The organism is Sediminicoccus sp. BL-A-41-H5, from assembly GCF_050632405.1.
Taxonomy (GTDB): domain Bacteria; phylum Pseudomonadota; class Alphaproteobacteria; order Acetobacterales; family Acetobacteraceae; genus Roseococcus.
Genome location: NZ_CP192601.1, coordinates 3,026,793 through 3,041,896 on the forward strand (window position 1 = coordinate 3,026,793; position 15,104 = coordinate 3,041,896).

The following is a 15,104-nucleotide window of genomic DNA, read 5'->3' on the forward strand; positions in this document are numbered from 1 at the left end:
ATGAAAAAAATGACCACAGGGAGCTGAGACGATGACCGAAGCCACACGCCGCACCCTTCTGGGCGGCATCGCCGCCGCCCCCCTGGCGGCGGCCCCGCTATCCGCCCGCGCGCAGGCGGCCAACACCATCCGCATCGGTGTCCTGACCGATCTCTCGGGCACCTTCCGGGACCTGAACGGCCCGAACACGGTCGCTGCCACGCGCCTCGCCGCGCAGGAATTCGCGGGCCGCGGCTTCAATGTCGAGGTGGTGGTGGCCGACCACCAGAACCGCCCCGATGTCGGCGTGAACATCGCCCGCCAGTGGTTCGACCGCGAGAATGTGGATGTGGTGACGAGCCTTGCCGCCTCTTCCGTGGCGCTGGCCGTCTCGGACGTCGCGCGCGAGCGCAACAAGGTGGCGATCGCGACCTCGACCGCGACCTCGGACCTGACGGGCCGCGCCTGCAACGCGAACACCATCCACTGGGTGTACGACACCTACATGCTGGCCAAGACCAGCGGCCTCGCCACCGTGCGGGCAGGCGGCGACACCTGGTTCTTCATGACGGCGGACTATGCCTTCGGCCACGCGTTGGAGCGCGACACCTCGAACTTCGTGCGCGCCGCCGGCGGCCGCATCGTGGGCAGCGTGCGCACGCCCTTCCCGGGCACGACGGATTTCAGCTCCTTCCTGCTCCAGGCGCAGGCCAGCCGAGCCAAGGTCATCGGCCTCGCCAACGCCGGCGTGGACACGATCAATTCCATCAAGCAGGCGGCCGAATTCGGCATCACGCGGCGCGGCATCAAGATCGCCTCGCTGCTGCTCTTCATCACCGACGTCCATGCGCTGGGCCTGCAGGTGGCGCAGGGGCTGATCTGCGCCAACACCTTCTACTGGGACGCGAACGACCAGACGCGCGCGCTGACGCGCCGCATCCGCGCGCTGGCCGGCGGCGACACGCCGGTCGCGATGAGCCATGCGGGCGACTATGCCGGCACGCTGCACTACCTGAAGGCGGTGGCCGACATGGGCGTGGCGAACGCCAAGGCCAGCGGCCGCGCCACCGTCGAGCGCATGAAGGCCATGCCGACGCAGGATGACGCCTTCGGCGCCGGCAGCATCCGCGCCGATGGGCGCAAGCTCCATCCGGCCTACCTCTACGAGGTGAAGTCGCCGGCCGAGAGCCGCTACCAGCACGATTACTACAAGCTGCTCCAGACCACGACGGCGGAGGAGGCCTGGCGCCCCCTCGCCGAGGGTGGGTGCAGCCTGATCCGCACCTGATCCACAGCCACGGGAAGCCCAGATGATCGAATCCAGCCGCCGCAATTTCCTGACCGCCACCGGCTCGCTCGGCCTCGCCGCCGCGACGCCGGTCACGGGCGCGCGAGCCCAGGCGGCCAATACCATCCGCATCGGCGTGCTGACCGATATGTCCGGCCCCTTCCGCGACATTTCGGGCCCGACCAGCGTGGTGGCGACGCGCACGGCGGTGCAGGATTTCGGCAATCGCGGCTTCAACGTGGAAGTGCTGGTGGCCGACCACCAGAACCGCCCCGATGTCGGCGTTTCGCTGGTGCGCCAGTGGATCGACCGCGACGGCGTGGATGCGGTGGTGGACGTGCCCTCCTCGGGCGTCGCGCTGGCGGTGAATTCCGTCATGCGCGAGCGCAACAAGGTCTACCTGAACAGCACGGCCGCGACCGTCGAGCTGACGGGCGGCCAGTGCAGCCCCAACACCATCCACTGGACCTATGACACCTGGATGCTGGCGCGCAGCACCGGCGGCGCGCTGGTGCGGGCCGGAGGCCAGAGCTGGTTCTTCATCACGGCGGACTATGCCTTCGGCCACAGCCTGGAAAGCCAGACGATGGAGTTCGTCCGAAGCGCCGGCGGGCGCGTTGTGGGCAGCGTGCGCCATCCCTTCCCGGGCACGACGGACTACTCCTCCTTCCTGCTCCAGGCGCAGGCGAGCCGCGCGCAGATCGTCGGCATCTCCAATGCGGGCGTGGACGCGATCAACGCGATCAAGCAGGCGGGGGAATTCGGCCTGATGCGGCGCGGCCAGCGCGTCGCGGGCCTGCTGGTCTTCGTGAACGACGTGAACAGCATGGGCCTGCAGATCGCCGGCGGCTCGGTCTGCACCGAGACCTTCTACTGGGACCTGAACGACCGCACCCGCGCCGTCAGCCAGCGCATCGTCGCCAATGGCACGCCGGGCGGCAACCGCCCCTCCATGGGCCATGCCGGCTGCTACAGCGCCACGCTGCACTACCTGAAGGCGGTGGCCGACATGGGCATCGCCAATGCCAAGGCCAGCGGCGTGGATGTGATCAACCGCATGAAGGCCATGCCGACGGATGACGACGCCTTCGGCGCCGGCACCATCCGCCCCGATGGCCGCAAGCTGCACCCCGCCTACCTCTTCCAGGTGAAGACGCCCCAGGAAAGCCGCGGCCCCTGGGATTTCTACACCCTGCTGCAGACCACCCCGGCCGAGGAAGCCTTCCGCCCCATGGCGCAAGGCAACTGCGCGCTGGTTCGCTGACACCAACAACAAGGGGGTGAGCGGGCGAGAGATCCGCCACCCCCGCCCAACGGGAGCCTTGTCCGATGACCCAGATTGATCGCCGCAGCCTGCTGGGCGGCGCCGCCGCCACCGCCGCCTTCGGCGCGCTGCCGACGTGGCACGCGCGCGCCCAGGCCGCCAATACCGTGCGCATCGGCGTGCTGAATGACCAGTCCGGCCTGTATCGCGACGTGAATGGCCCGGGCTCGGTCGCCTGCGTGCGCCAGGCCATCCAGGATTCCGGCGTCACGGCGCGCGGCATCAATGTGGAGGTCGTCGTCGGCGACCACCAGAACCGCCCCGATGTCGGCGCCACGCTGACCCGCCAGTGGATCGACCGCGACAATGTGGACGTGATCCTCGATGTGCCGACCTCCTCGGTGGCGCTCGCGGTCAACACCATCGTGCGCGAGCGGAACAAGATCTTCCTGAACTCCTCCGCCGCGACGAGCGACCTGACCGGCGCGCAGTGCTCGCCCAACACCATCCACTGGACCTATGACACCTACATGCTCGCCAAGAGCACGGGCGGCGCCATGGTCCGCGCGGGCGGCGACACCTGGTTCTTCCTGACCGCCGACTACGCCTTCGGCCATGCGCTGGAGCGTGACACCTCGAACTTCGTACGCGCCGCCGGCGGCCGCGTGGTGGGCGGCGTGCGCACGCCCTTCCCCGGCACCGACTTCTCGGGCTTCCTGGTGCAGGCGCAGGCCAGCCGCGCGAAGGTCGTGGGCCTCGCCAATGCGGGCGGCGACACCATCAACTCCATCAAGCAGGCGGCCGAGTTCGGCCTGACGCGGCGCGGCACCAAGCTCGCCGCGCTGCTCATGTTCATCTCGGACGTGCATTCGCTCGGTCTCGAGACGGCGCAGGGCCTGGTCTGCACCGAGACCTTCTACTGGGATCTGAACGACCGAACCCGCGCCTTCACCCGCCGCGTGCTGCCCAACATGCCCGGCGGCTCGCTCCGCCCCGGCATGGGCCAGGCCGGCTGCTACTCGGCCGTCTTCCACTACCTGAAGACGGTGGCCGAGATGGGCGTGCCGGCCGCGCGCGCGAGCGGCGTCGAGACGGTGAACCGCATGAAGGCGCAGCCGACGGATGACGACGCGATGGGCCAGGGTAGCATCCGCCCTGATGGCCGCCGCATCCAGCCGAGCTACCTTTTCGAAGTGAAGTCGCCCCGCGAGAGCCGCGGCCCGTGGGACTACTACAAGCTGCTTCAGACGACTCCGGCCGAGGAGGCATTCCGCCCGATCGCCGAGGGTGGGTGCGCCTTCCTGCGCACCTGACCCGCACGGGGATGAGCGGGCGAGAGACCCGCCATCCCCACCACCGAGGGAGTAAAGTCCAATGACCGAATTCAACCGTCGCACGCTGATCGGAGGGGCCGCCGCCACGGCGGCGCTCGGCGCGCTGCCGCTCTCGCACGCGCGGGCGCAGGCGGCCAACACCATCCGCATCGGCGTCCTGAACGACCAGTCCGGCCCCTACCGGGACATCTCGGGCCCCTATGGCGTGCAATGCGCCATGCAGGCGGTGGCGGAATTCGGCAATCGCGGCTTCAACGTCGAAGTCATCAACGCCGACCACCAGAACCGTCCGGATGTCGGCATCAACATCGCCCGCCAGTGGTACGACCAGGGCGTGGATGTGATCGTGGACGTGCCCACCTCCTCGGTCGGCCTCGCCGTCGCGAACGTCGCGCGCGAGAAGAACAAGGCCTATCTCAACACGGGCTCCGCCACCTCGGACCTGACGGGCGCGCAGTGCAGCCCGAACACCATCCACTGGATGTACGACACCTACATGCTGGCGAAGTCCACCGGGGCCGCCATGGTGCGCGCCGGCGGTGACAGCTGGTACTTCATCACCGCCGACTACGCCTTCGGCCATGCGCTGGAGCGGGACACGGGCAATTTCGTGCGCTCGGCCGGCGGGCGCGTGCTGGGCGCGGTGCGCTATCCCTTCCCGGCGACGACCGACTTCTCCTCCTTCCTCGTGCAGGCGCAGGCCAGCCGGGCCAAGGTGATCGGCTTCGCCAATGCGGGTGCGGACACCATCAACAGCATCAAGCAGGCGGCCGAGTTCGGCGTGACGCGGCGCGGCACCAAGCTGGCCGCGCTGCTGATGTTCCTGCCCGACGTGCACTCCATCGGCCTCGACACCGCCCAGGGCCTGGTGCTGACGGAGAGCTTCTACTGGGACCTGAACGACCGCACCCGCGCCTTCACCGAGCGCATGCGCCCGCGCCTGCGCGATGTGGTGCCGAACATGGCCTCGGCCGCCAACTACTCCTGCACGCTGCACTACCTGAAGGCGATCGCCGACATGGGCGTGCCGGCGGCGAAGGCCTCCGGCGTCGAGGTCATCAACCGCATGAAGGCGATGCCCTGCGACGACGACGCCTTCGGCCGCGGCACCATCCGCGCCGATGGCCGCAAGCTCTGCCCCTCCTACCTCTTCGAGGTGAAGTCCCCGCGTGAGAGCCGTGGGCGGTGGGACTACTACAAGCTGCTGCAGACCACCCCCGCCGAGGAGGCCTTCCGCCCCCTCGCCGAGGGCAATTGCGCCTTCCTCCGCACGTAAGGGCGGCGCCTTCTCACCAATCGCGGCCGGCCCAGGCGCAATGCCCGGGGCCGGCCGCAAATCCATCCAGGAAACGGATTAGGCATGGACGAGATTTTCGGCATCCCCGCGCCGCTGCTCTTCGGGCAGCTGCTGTTGGGCCTCATCAACGGGGCCTTCTATGCGCTGCTCTCGCTCGGGCTCGCCGTGATTTTCGGCATGCTCAACGTGATCAACTTCACCCACGGCGCCCAGTTCATGATGGGCGCCTTCGTGGCCTGGATGCTGCTGAACTATCTGGGCATCGGCTATTGGGGCGCGCTGCTGATCGCGCCGCTGATCGTGGGGCTGACAGGCGTCATCCTCGAACGAACAATGATCGCCCGATTGTACAAGCTCGATCACCTCTACGGCCTGCTGCTCACCTTCGGCGTCGGCCTGATCATCGAGGGCCTGTTCCGCAATGAGTTCGGCTCCTCCGGCATGCCCTACCGCATCCCGGCCGAGCTGACCGGCGCCTGGGACCTGGGCTTCATGTTCATGCCGATCTATCGCGGCTGGGTCGTCGTCGTGGCGCTCGTCATGTGCCTCGCCACCTGGCTGGTGATCGAGAAGACCAAGATCGGCTCCTACCTGCGCGCCGCGACCGAGAACCCGGCGCTGGTGCAGGCCTTCGGCATCAACGTGCCGCGCATGATGACGCTGACCTACGGCGCGGGCGTGGCGCTGGCCGCCTTCGCGGGCGTGCTGGCCGCGCCGATCTATTCGGTGAACCCGCAGATGGGGGCGAACCTCATCATCATCGTCTTCGCCGTCGTCGTCATCGGCGGCATGGGCTCCATCCTCGGCTCCGTCATCACCGGCTTCGCGCTGGGGGTGATCGAGGGTCTCACCAAGGTCTTCTATCCGGAGGCATCATCCACCGTGATCTTCGTCGTCATGGCGATCGTGTTGCTGGCGCGTCCCGCCGGCCTGTTCGGGAGGAGCTGAGCGATGGCGGCTCCCGGCGGTTTCAGCGGCACCGACTTCAAGCAGGAGGAGACCTTCCTCCTCGGCTTCACCAAGGCGCAGCTCCTGGCGTTTCTCGCGATGGTGGCCTTCATCGCGATCAGCCCCTTCTTCCTCTATCCCGTCTTCCTGATGAAGCTGTTGTGCTTCGCGCTCTTCGCCTGCGCCTTCAACCTGCTGATCGGCTATGTCGGCCTGCTCAGCTTCGGGCATGCGGCGTATTTCGGCATGGGCGGGTATCTGGCGGGCCATGCGGCCAAGGTCTGGGGCTTCACGCCCGAGATCGCGATCCTGATCGGCGGTGCCGTCGGCGCGGCGCTCGGCCTCGTCATCGGCTGGATCGCCATCCGGCGGCAGGGCATCTACTTCGCCATGATCACGCTGGCCTTCGCGCAGATGGTCTATTTCTTCTGCGTGCAGGCGCCCTTCACCGGCGGCGAGGACGGCATCCAGTCCATCCCGCGCGGCAAGCTTCTGGGCGTGGTGGACCTCCAGCCCGACCTCACCATGTACTGGATGACGGCCGGCATCTTCCTGGCGGGCTTCCTGCTGATCCACCGCATCGTCCACTCGCCCTTCGGCATGGTGCTGAAGTCCATCCGCGAGAACGAGCCGCGCGCGACCTCGCTCGGCTATCGCACGGATGACTACAAGCTGATGGCCTTCGTGCTTTCGGCTGCGCTGGCCGGCGTGGCGGGCGGGCTGAAATCCATCGTCTTCGGCATCGCGACCCTGACCGACGTCTTCTGGACCATGTCGGGCGAGGTGGTGCTGATGTCGCTGGTGGGTGGCCTTGGCACGATCTTCGGGCCTGTGGTGGGCGCGGCCGTGATCATCACCATGCAGAACTACCTGGCCGAGTTCGGCGCCTGGGTCACGGTGATCCAGGGCGTGATCTTCGTGCTCTGCGTGCTCGCCTTCCGCCGCGGCGTGGTGGGCGAGATCGGCAACTGGCTGCGCGTCCGGCTCTGATCGCCGGCTGATCCGTGAACGGCCCCGGGCCACCCCCTCGAAGGGGCGGCCCGGGGCTTTTTTCATGCCCGTGCGCTGGCGGTTCCGGGTCACGAATGAACATTAAAATTGCAAATACTAATTTTTGGAACAAAATTCTTGCGGAAGCGTGGGGGGTTGTTCTAAAAAATCTCACATCGGATGAGCGTTCGCGACCCCCCGCGCAGCGCCCCCGGTCAAGGGCGGGGAAGAGCCTGCCCGGTGAGGAACGACGATGTCCCGGCTTCCTGCCGCCCCGCGCCCCTCGCGTGCGGGCCATGAGGAGATGAGCTTCCTCGAATGCGCCCTGGTCGCGGCTTTCGTGCTGGCCGCTCTGGTCGCCGCCGTGCCCGCCATTCCCGTGGCGCTGCGCTCGGCGGCCCGCCACCTCCTCGCCCCCTTCGCCTGACGCCGGAGGCGCGCCCCATGTCCCGCTATCTCGTTACCGGCGGCGCCGGCTTCATCGGCAGCCACCTGACCGAGGCCCTGCTTCGCGCCGGCCACCAGGTGCGCGTGCTGGACGACCTCTCCGCCGCGCCACGCCCGAGCGACCCCGCGATCGAGTTCCTGGAGGGCGATGTCGCGGACACCGCGCTGGTGCGCCGTGCCGTCGAGGATTGCGCCGGCGTCTTCCACCTCGCCGCCATCACCGCGGAACCGCGCTGCCGGGAGGACTGGTCCCGCTCCCACCGGGTCAACCAGGGCGGCACCGTCGCCGTGCTGGACGCGGCGCGCGCGGCGGGGGGCGTCCCCGTCTGCTACGCCTCCTCCGCCGCCATCTATGGCGAGCAGGGGCCCCGCGCGATCCAGGAGGCGGCGCGCCCGCGCCCGCAGGGCCATCTCGGCGCCGACAAGCTGGGCGCGGAGCACCAGGCGGCACTCGCCTTCGCGCAGCATGGCGTTCCCAATCTCGGCCTGCGGATCTTCCACGCCTATGGCGCGCGCACCGAGGGTCAGCGGCGCGACGTGGTCGCGATCTTCGCCGAGCGCATCCTGGCCGGCCAAGTCATCACGCTGCATGGAGACGGCCAGCAGGTGCGCGACCTCGTGCATGTCTCCGACGTGGTGCGACACTTGTTCGCGGGGATGCAGCTGCTCCAGCTCCAGCCGCAGGCGCTCGTGCTCAACCTCTGCACCGGCCGCGCCACCACGATCCGCGCCCTGGCGGACCTCATGGGCGTCGTCGCCGCGCGCGTGCCGCTGGTGCAGTTCGGCCCGCGGCGCCCGCAGGAGCTGCGCGCCGCCCTGGGCGACCCGAACGAGGCGATCCATGTGCTCGGCGTCGAAGCCGCGATGGAGCTGGAGAGCGGGCTGCGCTGCCTTTTCCCCGCGCCGCCACCCACGGCGCTGGACTGGGCGCGGCGCGCGCCATCCGTCCCGGGCGGCATCGCCGCCCGCAGGTCCTGCCCCGCCGCCCCGACCATGCCGGGCGGCCGCGCCGTGCATCAACCGTTGTAGGCGGCCTCGATCATGATGGCGCTGAGCAGCTCATAGGCCGCTGTCCAGGCGGCTTCGGCCTCGGGCGTGAAGCGCTCGCCGAGGCTTTGGCGCAGCGTCCGGAGCAGGGCCGCGCCCACGCTCGCGTAATGCGCGCGGGTCACGCCATAGGCGACATGCCGGCGTGCCATGTCCTGCGCGGCCGGGATCACCGTCTCCGGCCGGCTCAGCCCGTTCACCATCAGCGCGATGGCCGCCATCAGTTTGTGCCCCTGCAGGGCCATGTCGCTCCGCGCGAAGAGCGGCGCGGTGGAGGGGTCCACCTGCCAGAGCCGTTCGTAGAACAGCTTCGCCGTCGCTTCCTGGGTCGCCTCCACCTGCCGGAAACTCTGCTGAACGAGGGCGATCTGGTCGGGCGTCATTGGCATTCCTTGCCGTGGCAAGGGGATATAGACGCCCGAAGCCTTTCCACGGAAGTCAGACCGGAACCTCGCCCGCCTCCTTCAGCGTGGCGAGGACGAAGCTGCTGCGCGTCTCCTTCACGCCCGGCATCCGCAGCAGGCCGCGCGTGGCGAATTCGCCGAAGGCCTCCATGTCGGGAGCCAGCACATGCAGCAGATAGTCCATCTCCCCGCTCATCGTGTAGGCGGCGATCACCTCGGGCCGGGCGGCCAGCGCGGTGTGGAAGCGCTCCGCCACCTCCTCCGAATGGCTTTCCAGCGCCACCTGCACGAAGGCCTGCAAGGGCAGGCCGACGCGGGCGGCGCTGATGCGGGCGGCATAGCCGGCGATGACGCCCGCCTCCTCCAGCCGCTTCACCCGGCGCTGGCAGGGGGTGGCGGAGAGGCCCACCTGCTCGGCCAGCGCGGTGATGGGCAGGCGGCCATCGTGCTGCAGGGCGCGCAGGATGCGCCGGTCCGCCGCGTCCAGCGGAATCTTGGTGGATTTCGCCATGATTTGTACCTTTGGGAGTGAATTTCTATCACCGATGACGCGTGTAGCAGCGTATTCGGTGAGTTTCACCCGAAAAGCCTGGCTACAAGCGGGAAACCCTCCGAGGAGAGCGTCCATGGATATCCCGCCCGACCGCACCGACATCGCCGGCCGCATCTGCGAGGCCAACCCGATGGGCACCGATGGCTTCGAATTCGTGGAATTCACCGGCCCCGACACGGCGCATCTGCGCGATGTCTTCGCGCGTCTCGGCTTCACCATGGTGGCGCGGCATCGCAGCAAGGATGTGACGCTCTGGCGCCAGGGCGAGGTGAACTTCATCCTGAATGCCGAGCCGGCGAGCTTCGCCCAATCCTTCGGCCGCGTGCACGGGCCTTCCGCCTGCGCCATGGCCTTTCGCGTCGCCGATGCGGCCGCCGCCTTCGAGCGTGCGATCAGCCTGGGCGCCCGCCCCTTCCATGGCCGCGTGGGCCCGATGGAGCTGAACATCCCGGCCATCGAGGGGATCGGCGGCTCGCTGATCTATTTCGTGGACCGCTACGGCGCCAAGGGCTCGATCTACGACGTGGATTTCCGCTGGATCGACGGCGTGGACCCGCACCCGAAAGGCAATGAGCTGACGGTGATCGACCACCTGACGCACAACGTCCATCGCGGCCGGATGGATGCCTGGGCCGGCTTCTACGAGCGCCTCTTCAATTTCCGCGAGATTCGCTACTTCGACATCGAGGGCAAGCTGACCGGCCTGAAATCCAAGGCCATGACCTCGCCCTGCGGCCAGATCCGCATCCCCATCAACGAGAGCAGCGACGACAAGTCGCAGATCGAGGAATATCTGCGCGCCTATGGCGGGGAGGGCATCCAGCACATCGCCATGGGCACCAAGGACATCTACGCGAGCGTGGAGGGCCTGCGCGCCGAGGGCGTGGCCTTCCTCGACACGCCGGACACCTATTACGAGCTGCTGCCCACACGCCTGCCCGACACGGGCGAGGACCTGGCCCGGATGCAGAAGAACCGCATCCTGATGGATGGCTCACCCTCCGGCGGGCGGCTGCTGCAGATCTTCACCAACACGGTGATCGGGCCGATCTTCTTCGAACTCATCCAGCGCAAGGGCGACCAGGGGTTCGGCGAGGGCAATTTCCGCGCGCTGTTCGAGAGCATCGAGCTGGATCAGGTGCGGCGCGGCGTGCTCAAGCCCGCCGCGGAATAGGCCAGGGGCGCCGCCCCTCACGCTCCCCGGCAGGGGTGAAAACCCCGCGTGGCTTTCACAGTCCGTGCACCCTGACTTCGCGGGCTCTGCCTGTTTGGGAGGCACCGGGGGAGAGCGCCGGCGGGGCATCCGTGTGACCCCCCCTTGCGCGCGAAGGCGGCTGGTTTCATTGCGGGGTCATGACCTGGTCCCTCCTCGCCCGCGATCCGCAGAGCGGAGAATTGGGCGTCATCGTCGCGACCCGCTTTTTCGCGGTGGGCGCGCTCTGCCCGCGCGCCGAGGCGGCAATTGGCGCGCTGGCCACCCAGGCGCTGATCAATCCGCTCTATGCCCCGCGCGGGCTCGACTCGCTTCGCAACGGCGCCGCGCCGGAGGAGGCGCTGGCCGCCTTGCTCGCCGCCGATGCCGGGCGGGAGTCCCGGCAATGCCACATCCTTTCGGCCGATGGGCGCATCGCGCAGCACACCGGGTCCGACTGCGTGCCCTGGTGCGGCGCGGTGCGGGCGGAGAATGTCTCGGTCGCCGGCAACATGCTCGCCGGTCCCCGCGTGGTCGAAGATACGCTGACCGCTTACCTCGCCGCGCCGCATCTGCCGATGGCGCTGCGGCTGATCCAGGCCATGGAAGCGGGCGAGGCCGCGGGCGGCGATGCGCGGGGCAAGCAATCCGCCGCGCTGATCGTGACCTCGAACGACCCCTACCCGGATCTCGACCTGCGCGTGGATGACCATGCCGACCCGCTGGCCGAGCTGCGCCGCCTGCATGGCGTGGCGCAGCAGCGCTTCGTGCATTTCCGCCGCTTCCTGCCCGGCGCCGACCATCCGGGCGTCTTCGACCGCGCGGTGATCAACGAAGCGCTGCAGAAGGCAGGGGTTGCATGAACGCGCTCGAGGTCGAAGGGCTCTGCATTGATTTCCACACCGAGCGCGGCGTGCTGCGCGCGGTGGACGGCCTTTCCTTCTCGGTCGAGCCCGGGCGGACGCTCGCCATCGTGGGCGAGAGTGGTTGCGGCAAGTCGGCCACCGCGCTCTCCATCCTCGGCCTGCTGGCCGAGAATGCCGAGGTCTCGGGCCGCCTCACCCTCGCCGGCCAGGCGCTGACGCCCGAGCGCCAACGCAGCGCGCGCGGGCGGGAGCTCGCCATGATCTTCCAGGAGCCGATGACCAGCCTGAACCCCGCCTTCACCGCGGGCGAGCAGGTGGCCGAGGCGCTGCGCCTGCACGAGGGTCTGAACGCGCGCGACGCGATGGACCGGGCGATCGCCATGCTGGAGCGCGTGCGCATCCCGGAAGCCGCGCGCCGTGCGAAGCAGTATCCGCACCAGCTTTCGGGCGGTATGCGCCAGCGCGTGATGATCGCCATCGCGCTCGCCTGCAAGCCCAAGCTGCTCATCGCCGACGAGCCCACCACCGCGCTGGATGTGACCGTGCAGGCACAGATCCTGGCCCTGCTGGACGAGCTGAAGCGCGAGACGGGAACGGCTGTCGTCCTCATCACCCATGATCTCGGCGTGGTGCGCGACCATGCGGATGAGGTGGCGGTGATGTATGCCGGCCGCCTCGCCGAACGCGCGCCCACGGCTGAGTTGTTTGCCCGGCCCGAGCACCCCTACACCATCGGCCTGCTGGGCGCCGCACCCCGCCTGGACTCACGCCGCGCGCGCCTCGCTTCCATCGAGGGCACGGTGCCCGATCTGCGCAGCCCGCCGCCCGGCTGCCGCTTCGCGCCGCGCTGCCCCTTCGCCCTCGCCGCCTGTGCGGCGCTGCCGCCGCTGACGGAGGTGACGCCCGGCCATCTCGTGGCGTGCCATCGCGCGCCGCTCGATCAGGTGCTGGCGGCATGACGCCCCTTCTTCAAGCTGACGGCCTCGTCAAGCACTTCCCCTTCCGCGACAGCCTGGGCCGCACGCGCGGCGCGGTGCGCGCGGTGGATGGCGTCTCGCTGGCCGTGCCGCGCGGCCGCGTGCTCGCCATCGTGGGCGAGAGCGGCTGCGGGAAGTCCACGCTGGGCCGCCTGCTGCTGCGGCTGATCGAGCCGGATTCAGGCGCGCTTCGCTTCGACGGCGAGGATGTTCTTGCCCTCTCCCCCGCGGCGCTGCGTGCCAGGCGGCGCGAGATGCAGCTCATCTTCCAGGACCCCTTCGCCAGCCTCGATCCGCGCATGACGGTCGAGGCGGCGATCACCGAGCCGCTCATCCTGCACAAGCTGCATCGCGGCCGCGAGCGTGCGCGTGTCGCCGAATTGCTGGAGCGTGTGGGCCTGCGGCCCGAACTCGCGCGCCGCTGGCCGCATGAATTCAGCGGCGGCCAACGCCAGCGCATCGCCATCGCCCGCGCGCTCGCCTCCGAGCCGCGGCTCATCATCGGCGATGAGCCGGTCTCCGCACTCGATGTTTCCGTGCAGGCGCAGGTGGTGAACCTGCTGGGCGATCTGATCCGCGAGCTCGGCCTTACCTTTGTGCTGATCAGCCACGACCTCGGCGTCGTCAGGCAGATCGCCGATGAGGTGGCGGTGATGTATCTCGGCCAGGTGGTGGAGCAGGGGCCGGCCGAGGCGCTCTTCCACAGCCCACGCCACCCCTACACGCGCGCGCTGCTGGCCGCCGTGCCGGGGCAGGGGTCCACGGCGAAGCTGCTGGAGGGCGACGTGCCCTCGCCGGTCTCGCCGCCCGCTGGCTGCCGCTTCCACACGCGCTGCCCCTATGCTGAGGCCATCTGCCGCGAGCAGGCGCCGCTTCTGCAAGGCGTAGCGCATCGCGCCGCCTGCCACCTGCAGGAGAGCCTGCCCGCCGCCACCCCGATCCGCGAGGCCGCGGCCGATCAGCGCCTCGCCCGACTGCAAGCCTTCTTCACGGAGCAACCCGCATGATCCGCCGGATTCTACTCGCCGCCTGCGCCGCCATCGGTCTTTCCGCCGGCATCGCGGAGGCTCAGGCCCAAAATCTCCGCATCGGCCTGCGTGAGGACCCCGACATCCTCGACCCGACGCTGGCACGCACCTTCGTGGGCCGCATCGTCTTCGCAAGCCTGTGCGACAAGCTCTTCGACATCAATGAGCGGCTGGAAATCGTCCCGCAGCTCGCCACCGGCTATACCTGGGAGGACCCGCGCACCCTGCTCATCACGCTGCGCGAGGGCGTGCGCTTCCATGATGGCGAGGTGATGGATGCCGAGGCGGTGCGCTACAGCCTGAACCGCCACCTCACCATGCAGGGCAGCTTCCGCCGCAGCGAGATCAACACCATCGAGGCGATGGAGGTGGTGAGCCCCGCGCAGATCCGCATCAAGCTCACCGCGCCCTCCGCGCCCTTCCTGAGCCAGCTCACCGACCGCGCCGGCATGGTCGTGAGCCCCAAGGCCGCCGAGGCCGCCGGCCGCAACTTCGGCAACCGTCCCGTCTGCGCCGGGCCCTTCCGCTTCGTCGAGCGCGTGGCGCAGGACCGCATCGTGGTGGAGCGTTTCCCGGACTACTGGAATGCCGGCGCCATCCACCTGAACCGCATCACCTACCTGCCGATTCCGGACAGCACGGTGCGCCTGGCCAACCTGCAATCCGGCGCGCTGGAGATGGTGCAGACCATCGATCCGGATGACGTGCCGGCGGTGCGCCGCAACAACCGCCTGCGCCTCTCGATCAGCGATGAGCTGGGCTACCAGGGCATCACCATCAACACCGGCAATGGCCCGCGCGCGCAGACGCCGATGGGCCAGAATGCCCGCGTGCGCGAGGCCTTCGAGCTGGCGATCGACCGCGATGCGCTGAACCGCGTGGTCTATGAGGGGATGTTCGCCCCCACCGCGCAGCCCGTGCCGCCGGCCAACCCGATGCATGTCCGCGACTTCCGCCCCGAGCCGCGCAATGTGGAACGTGCCCGCGCCCTGCTGCGCGAGGCCGGCGTGACCACGCCCGTGCGCGTGGAAATGACCGTGCCCAACAACCCCGACCTCCGCCAGGTGGGCGAGGTGATCCAGGCCATGGTGCGCGAGGCGGGCTTCGAGCTGCGCCTGAACGCGACGGAGTTCGCCACCTCGCTGCAAGCCGCCGCGCGCGGGGAGTTCGAGACCTATCTGGTGGCCTGGTCCGGCCGCGTGGACATCGACGGCAATTTCTGGGCCTTCACCCATTCGCGCGGCGCGCAGAATGACGGGCGCTACAGCAACCCCGAGGTGGACCGCCTGCTGGATGCCGCGCGCGTCGAATCCAATGCCGATGCGCGGCGCGCCCTTTATGCCCAGGCCTACCAGATCGCCTTCCGGCAGGACCGCCACCGCATCTACCTGTGGCACCGCAAGAACATCGTGGCGCATACGGCGCGGCTCAACGGCTTCGTCAGCGTGCCCGACGGCCTGATCCGCCCGCAGGGCATGCGCCTCCAGTAA

General features: G+C 69.0%; 15 protein-coding genes. 13 read left to right on the forward strand and 2 right to left on the reverse strand.

Annotated features, from left to right (window positions below):
* The first annotated feature begins 31 nt into the window (after window positions 1–31).
* From ACQ860_RS14860 to ACQ860_RS14895, 8 genes are all read left to right on the forward strand, one after another.
* Window positions 32–1,267 (forward strand): ABC transporter substrate-binding protein, encoded by a 1,236-nt coding sequence (locus tag ACQ860_RS14860; RefSeq protein WP_431304116.1) that lies wholly within the window; start codon window positions 32–34, stop codon window positions 1,265–1,267.
* Window positions 1,268–1,289: 22 nt separating this feature from the next.
* Window positions 1,290–2,531, forward strand: a complete 1,242-nt coding sequence (locus ACQ860_RS14865) for an ABC transporter substrate-binding protein (protein WP_431304117.1) — start codon at window positions 1,290–1,292, stop codon at window positions 2,529–2,531.
* Window positions 2,532–2,596: 65 nt separating this feature from the next.
* On the forward strand, window positions 2,597–3,844 hold the full coding sequence (locus tag ACQ860_RS14870; protein ID WP_431304118.1) for an ABC transporter substrate-binding protein: 1,248 nt from the start codon (window positions 2,597–2,599) through the stop codon (window positions 3,842–3,844).
* 61 nt (window positions 3,845–3,905) lie between these two features.
* Window positions 3,906–5,141, forward strand: a complete 1,236-nt coding sequence (locus ACQ860_RS14875; protein ID WP_431304119.1) for an ABC transporter substrate-binding protein — start codon at window positions 3,906–3,908, stop codon at window positions 5,139–5,141.
* An 84-nt stretch (window positions 5,142–5,225) separates the two neighbouring features.
* Window positions 5,226–6,110 carry a branched-chain amino acid ABC transporter permease gene (locus ACQ860_RS14880; RefSeq protein ID WP_431304120.1) on the forward strand — a complete coding sequence of 295 codons (885 nt, stop codon included), beginning with the start codon at window positions 5,226–5,228 and terminating at the stop codon, window positions 6,108–6,110.
* 3 nt (window positions 6,111–6,113) lie between these two features.
* Window positions 6,114–7,100, forward strand: coding sequence for a branched-chain amino acid ABC transporter permease (locus ACQ860_RS14885; RefSeq protein WP_431304121.1), 987 nt, complete (start codon window positions 6,114–6,116; stop codon window positions 7,098–7,100).
* Window positions 7,101–7,353: 253 nt separating this feature from the next.
* On the forward strand, window positions 7,354–7,527 hold the full coding sequence (locus ACQ860_RS14890; protein ID WP_431304122.1) for a hypothetical protein: 174 nt from the start codon (window positions 7,354–7,356) through the stop codon (window positions 7,525–7,527).
* Window positions 7,528–7,544: 17 nt separating this feature from the next.
* Entirely contained in the window at window positions 7,545–8,576 is a 1,032-nt protein-coding gene (locus tag ACQ860_RS14895; RefSeq protein ID WP_431304123.1) for an NAD-dependent epimerase/dehydratase family protein, read from the forward strand.
* Here the strand turns inward: ACQ860_RS14895 and ACQ860_RS14900 are convergent.
* Both ACQ860_RS14900 and ACQ860_RS14905 read right to left on the reverse strand, forming a co-directional pair.
* Window positions 8,564–8,977, reverse strand: coding sequence for a globin family protein (locus ACQ860_RS14900; RefSeq protein ID WP_431304124.1), 414 nt, complete (start codon window positions 8,975–8,977; stop codon window positions 8,564–8,566). The two genes, ACQ860_RS14895 and ACQ860_RS14900, sit on opposite strands and share 13 nt — an antisense overlap.
* Before the next feature lie 55 nt (window positions 8,978–9,032).
* Complete coding sequence (locus tag ACQ860_RS14905) at window positions 9,033–9,509, reverse strand: Lrp/AsnC family transcriptional regulator (protein ID WP_431304125.1); 477 nt, start codon at window positions 9,507–9,509, stop codon at window positions 9,033–9,035.
* Between the two features lie 115 nt (window positions 9,510–9,624).
* On the opposite strand from ACQ860_RS14905, the gene hppD reads away from it, so the two are divergent.
* From hppD to ACQ860_RS14930, 5 genes are all read left to right on the forward strand, one after another.
* The gene (gene hppD / locus ACQ860_RS14910; protein ID WP_431304126.1) at window positions 9,625–10,725 is read left to right on the forward strand and encodes a 4-hydroxyphenylpyruvate dioxygenase; all 1,101 of its coding nucleotides are present in this window, start codon (window positions 9,625–9,627) and stop codon (window positions 10,723–10,725) included.
* A 179-nt stretch (window positions 10,726–10,904) separates the two neighbouring features.
* Window positions 10,905–11,606 carry a DUF1028 domain-containing protein gene (locus ACQ860_RS14915; protein WP_431304127.1) on the forward strand — a complete coding sequence of 234 codons (702 nt, stop codon included), beginning with the start codon at window positions 10,905–10,907 and terminating at the stop codon, window positions 11,604–11,606.
* On the forward strand, window positions 11,603–12,568 hold the full coding sequence (locus tag ACQ860_RS14920) for an ABC transporter ATP-binding protein (protein ID WP_431304128.1): 966 nt from the start codon (window positions 11,603–11,605) through the stop codon (window positions 12,566–12,568). Before ACQ860_RS14915 ends, ACQ860_RS14920 begins: the two co-directional genes overlap by 4 nt.
* Window positions 12,565–13,593, forward strand: a complete 1,029-nt coding sequence (locus ACQ860_RS14925; protein ID WP_431304129.1) for an ABC transporter ATP-binding protein — start codon at window positions 12,565–12,567, stop codon at window positions 13,591–13,593. The genes ACQ860_RS14920 and ACQ860_RS14925 overlap by 4 nt, the downstream gene beginning before the upstream one ends.
* Entirely contained in the window at window positions 13,590–15,104 is a 1,515-nt protein-coding gene (locus ACQ860_RS14930; RefSeq protein ID WP_431304130.1) for an ABC transporter substrate-binding protein, read from the forward strand. The genes ACQ860_RS14925 and ACQ860_RS14930 overlap by 4 nt, the downstream gene beginning before the upstream one ends.

Excerpts from the sequence above, each read along its gene's own strand:
- ACQ860_RS14915 (WP_431304127.1), top strand. The coding sequence starts at position 10,905 with ATGACCTGGTCCCTCCTCGCCCGCGATCCGCAGAGCGGAGAATTGGGC.
- ACQ860_RS14920 (WP_431304128.1), top strand. The coding sequence starts at position 11,603 with ATGAACGCGCTCGAGGTCGAAGGGCTCTGCATTGATTTCCACACCGAG.
- ACQ860_RS14890 (WP_431304122.1), top strand. The coding sequence starts at position 7,354 with ATGTCCCGGCTTCCTGCCGCCCCGCGCCCCTCGCGTGCGGGCCATGAG.
- ACQ860_RS14925 (WP_431304129.1), top strand. The coding sequence starts at position 12,565 with ATGACGCCCCTTCTTCAAGCTGACGGCCTCGTCAAGCACTTCCCCTTC.
- ACQ860_RS14885 (WP_431304121.1), top strand. The coding sequence starts at position 6,114 with ATGGCGGCTCCCGGCGGTTTCAGCGGCACCGACTTCAAGCAGGAGGAG.
- hppD (WP_431304126.1), top strand. The coding sequence starts at position 9,625 with ATGGATATCCCGCCCGACCGCACCGACATCGCCGGCCGCATCTGCGAG.
- ACQ860_RS14895 (WP_431304123.1), top strand. The coding sequence starts at position 7,545 with ATGTCCCGCTATCTCGTTACCGGCGGCGCCGGCTTCATCGGCAGCCAC.
- ACQ860_RS14900 (WP_431304124.1), bottom strand. The coding sequence starts at position 8,977 with ATGACGCCCGACCAGATCGCCCTCGTTCAGCAGAGTTTCCGGCAGGTG.
- ACQ860_RS14905 (WP_431304125.1), bottom strand. The coding sequence starts at position 9,509 with ATGGCGAAATCCACCAAGATTCCGCTGGACGCGGCGGACCGGCGCATC.
- ACQ860_RS14880 (WP_431304120.1), top strand. The coding sequence starts at position 5,226 with ATGGACGAGATTTTCGGCATCCCCGCGCCGCTGCTCTTCGGGCAGCTG.
- ACQ860_RS14930 (WP_431304130.1), top strand. The coding sequence starts at position 13,590 with ATGATCCGCCGGATTCTACTCGCCGCCTGCGCCGCCATCGGTCTTTCC.
- ACQ860_RS14860 (WP_431304116.1), top strand. The coding sequence starts at position 32 with ATGACCGAAGCCACACGCCGCACCCTTCTGGGCGGCATCGCCGCCGCC.
- ACQ860_RS14875 (WP_431304119.1), top strand. The coding sequence starts at position 3,906 with ATGACCGAATTCAACCGTCGCACGCTGATCGGAGGGGCCGCCGCCACG.
- ACQ860_RS14870 (WP_431304118.1), top strand. The coding sequence starts at position 2,597 with ATGACCCAGATTGATCGCCGCAGCCTGCTGGGCGGCGCCGCCGCCACC.
- ACQ860_RS14865 (WP_431304117.1), top strand. The coding sequence starts at position 1,290 with ATGATCGAATCCAGCCGCCGCAATTTCCTGACCGCCACCGGCTCGCTC.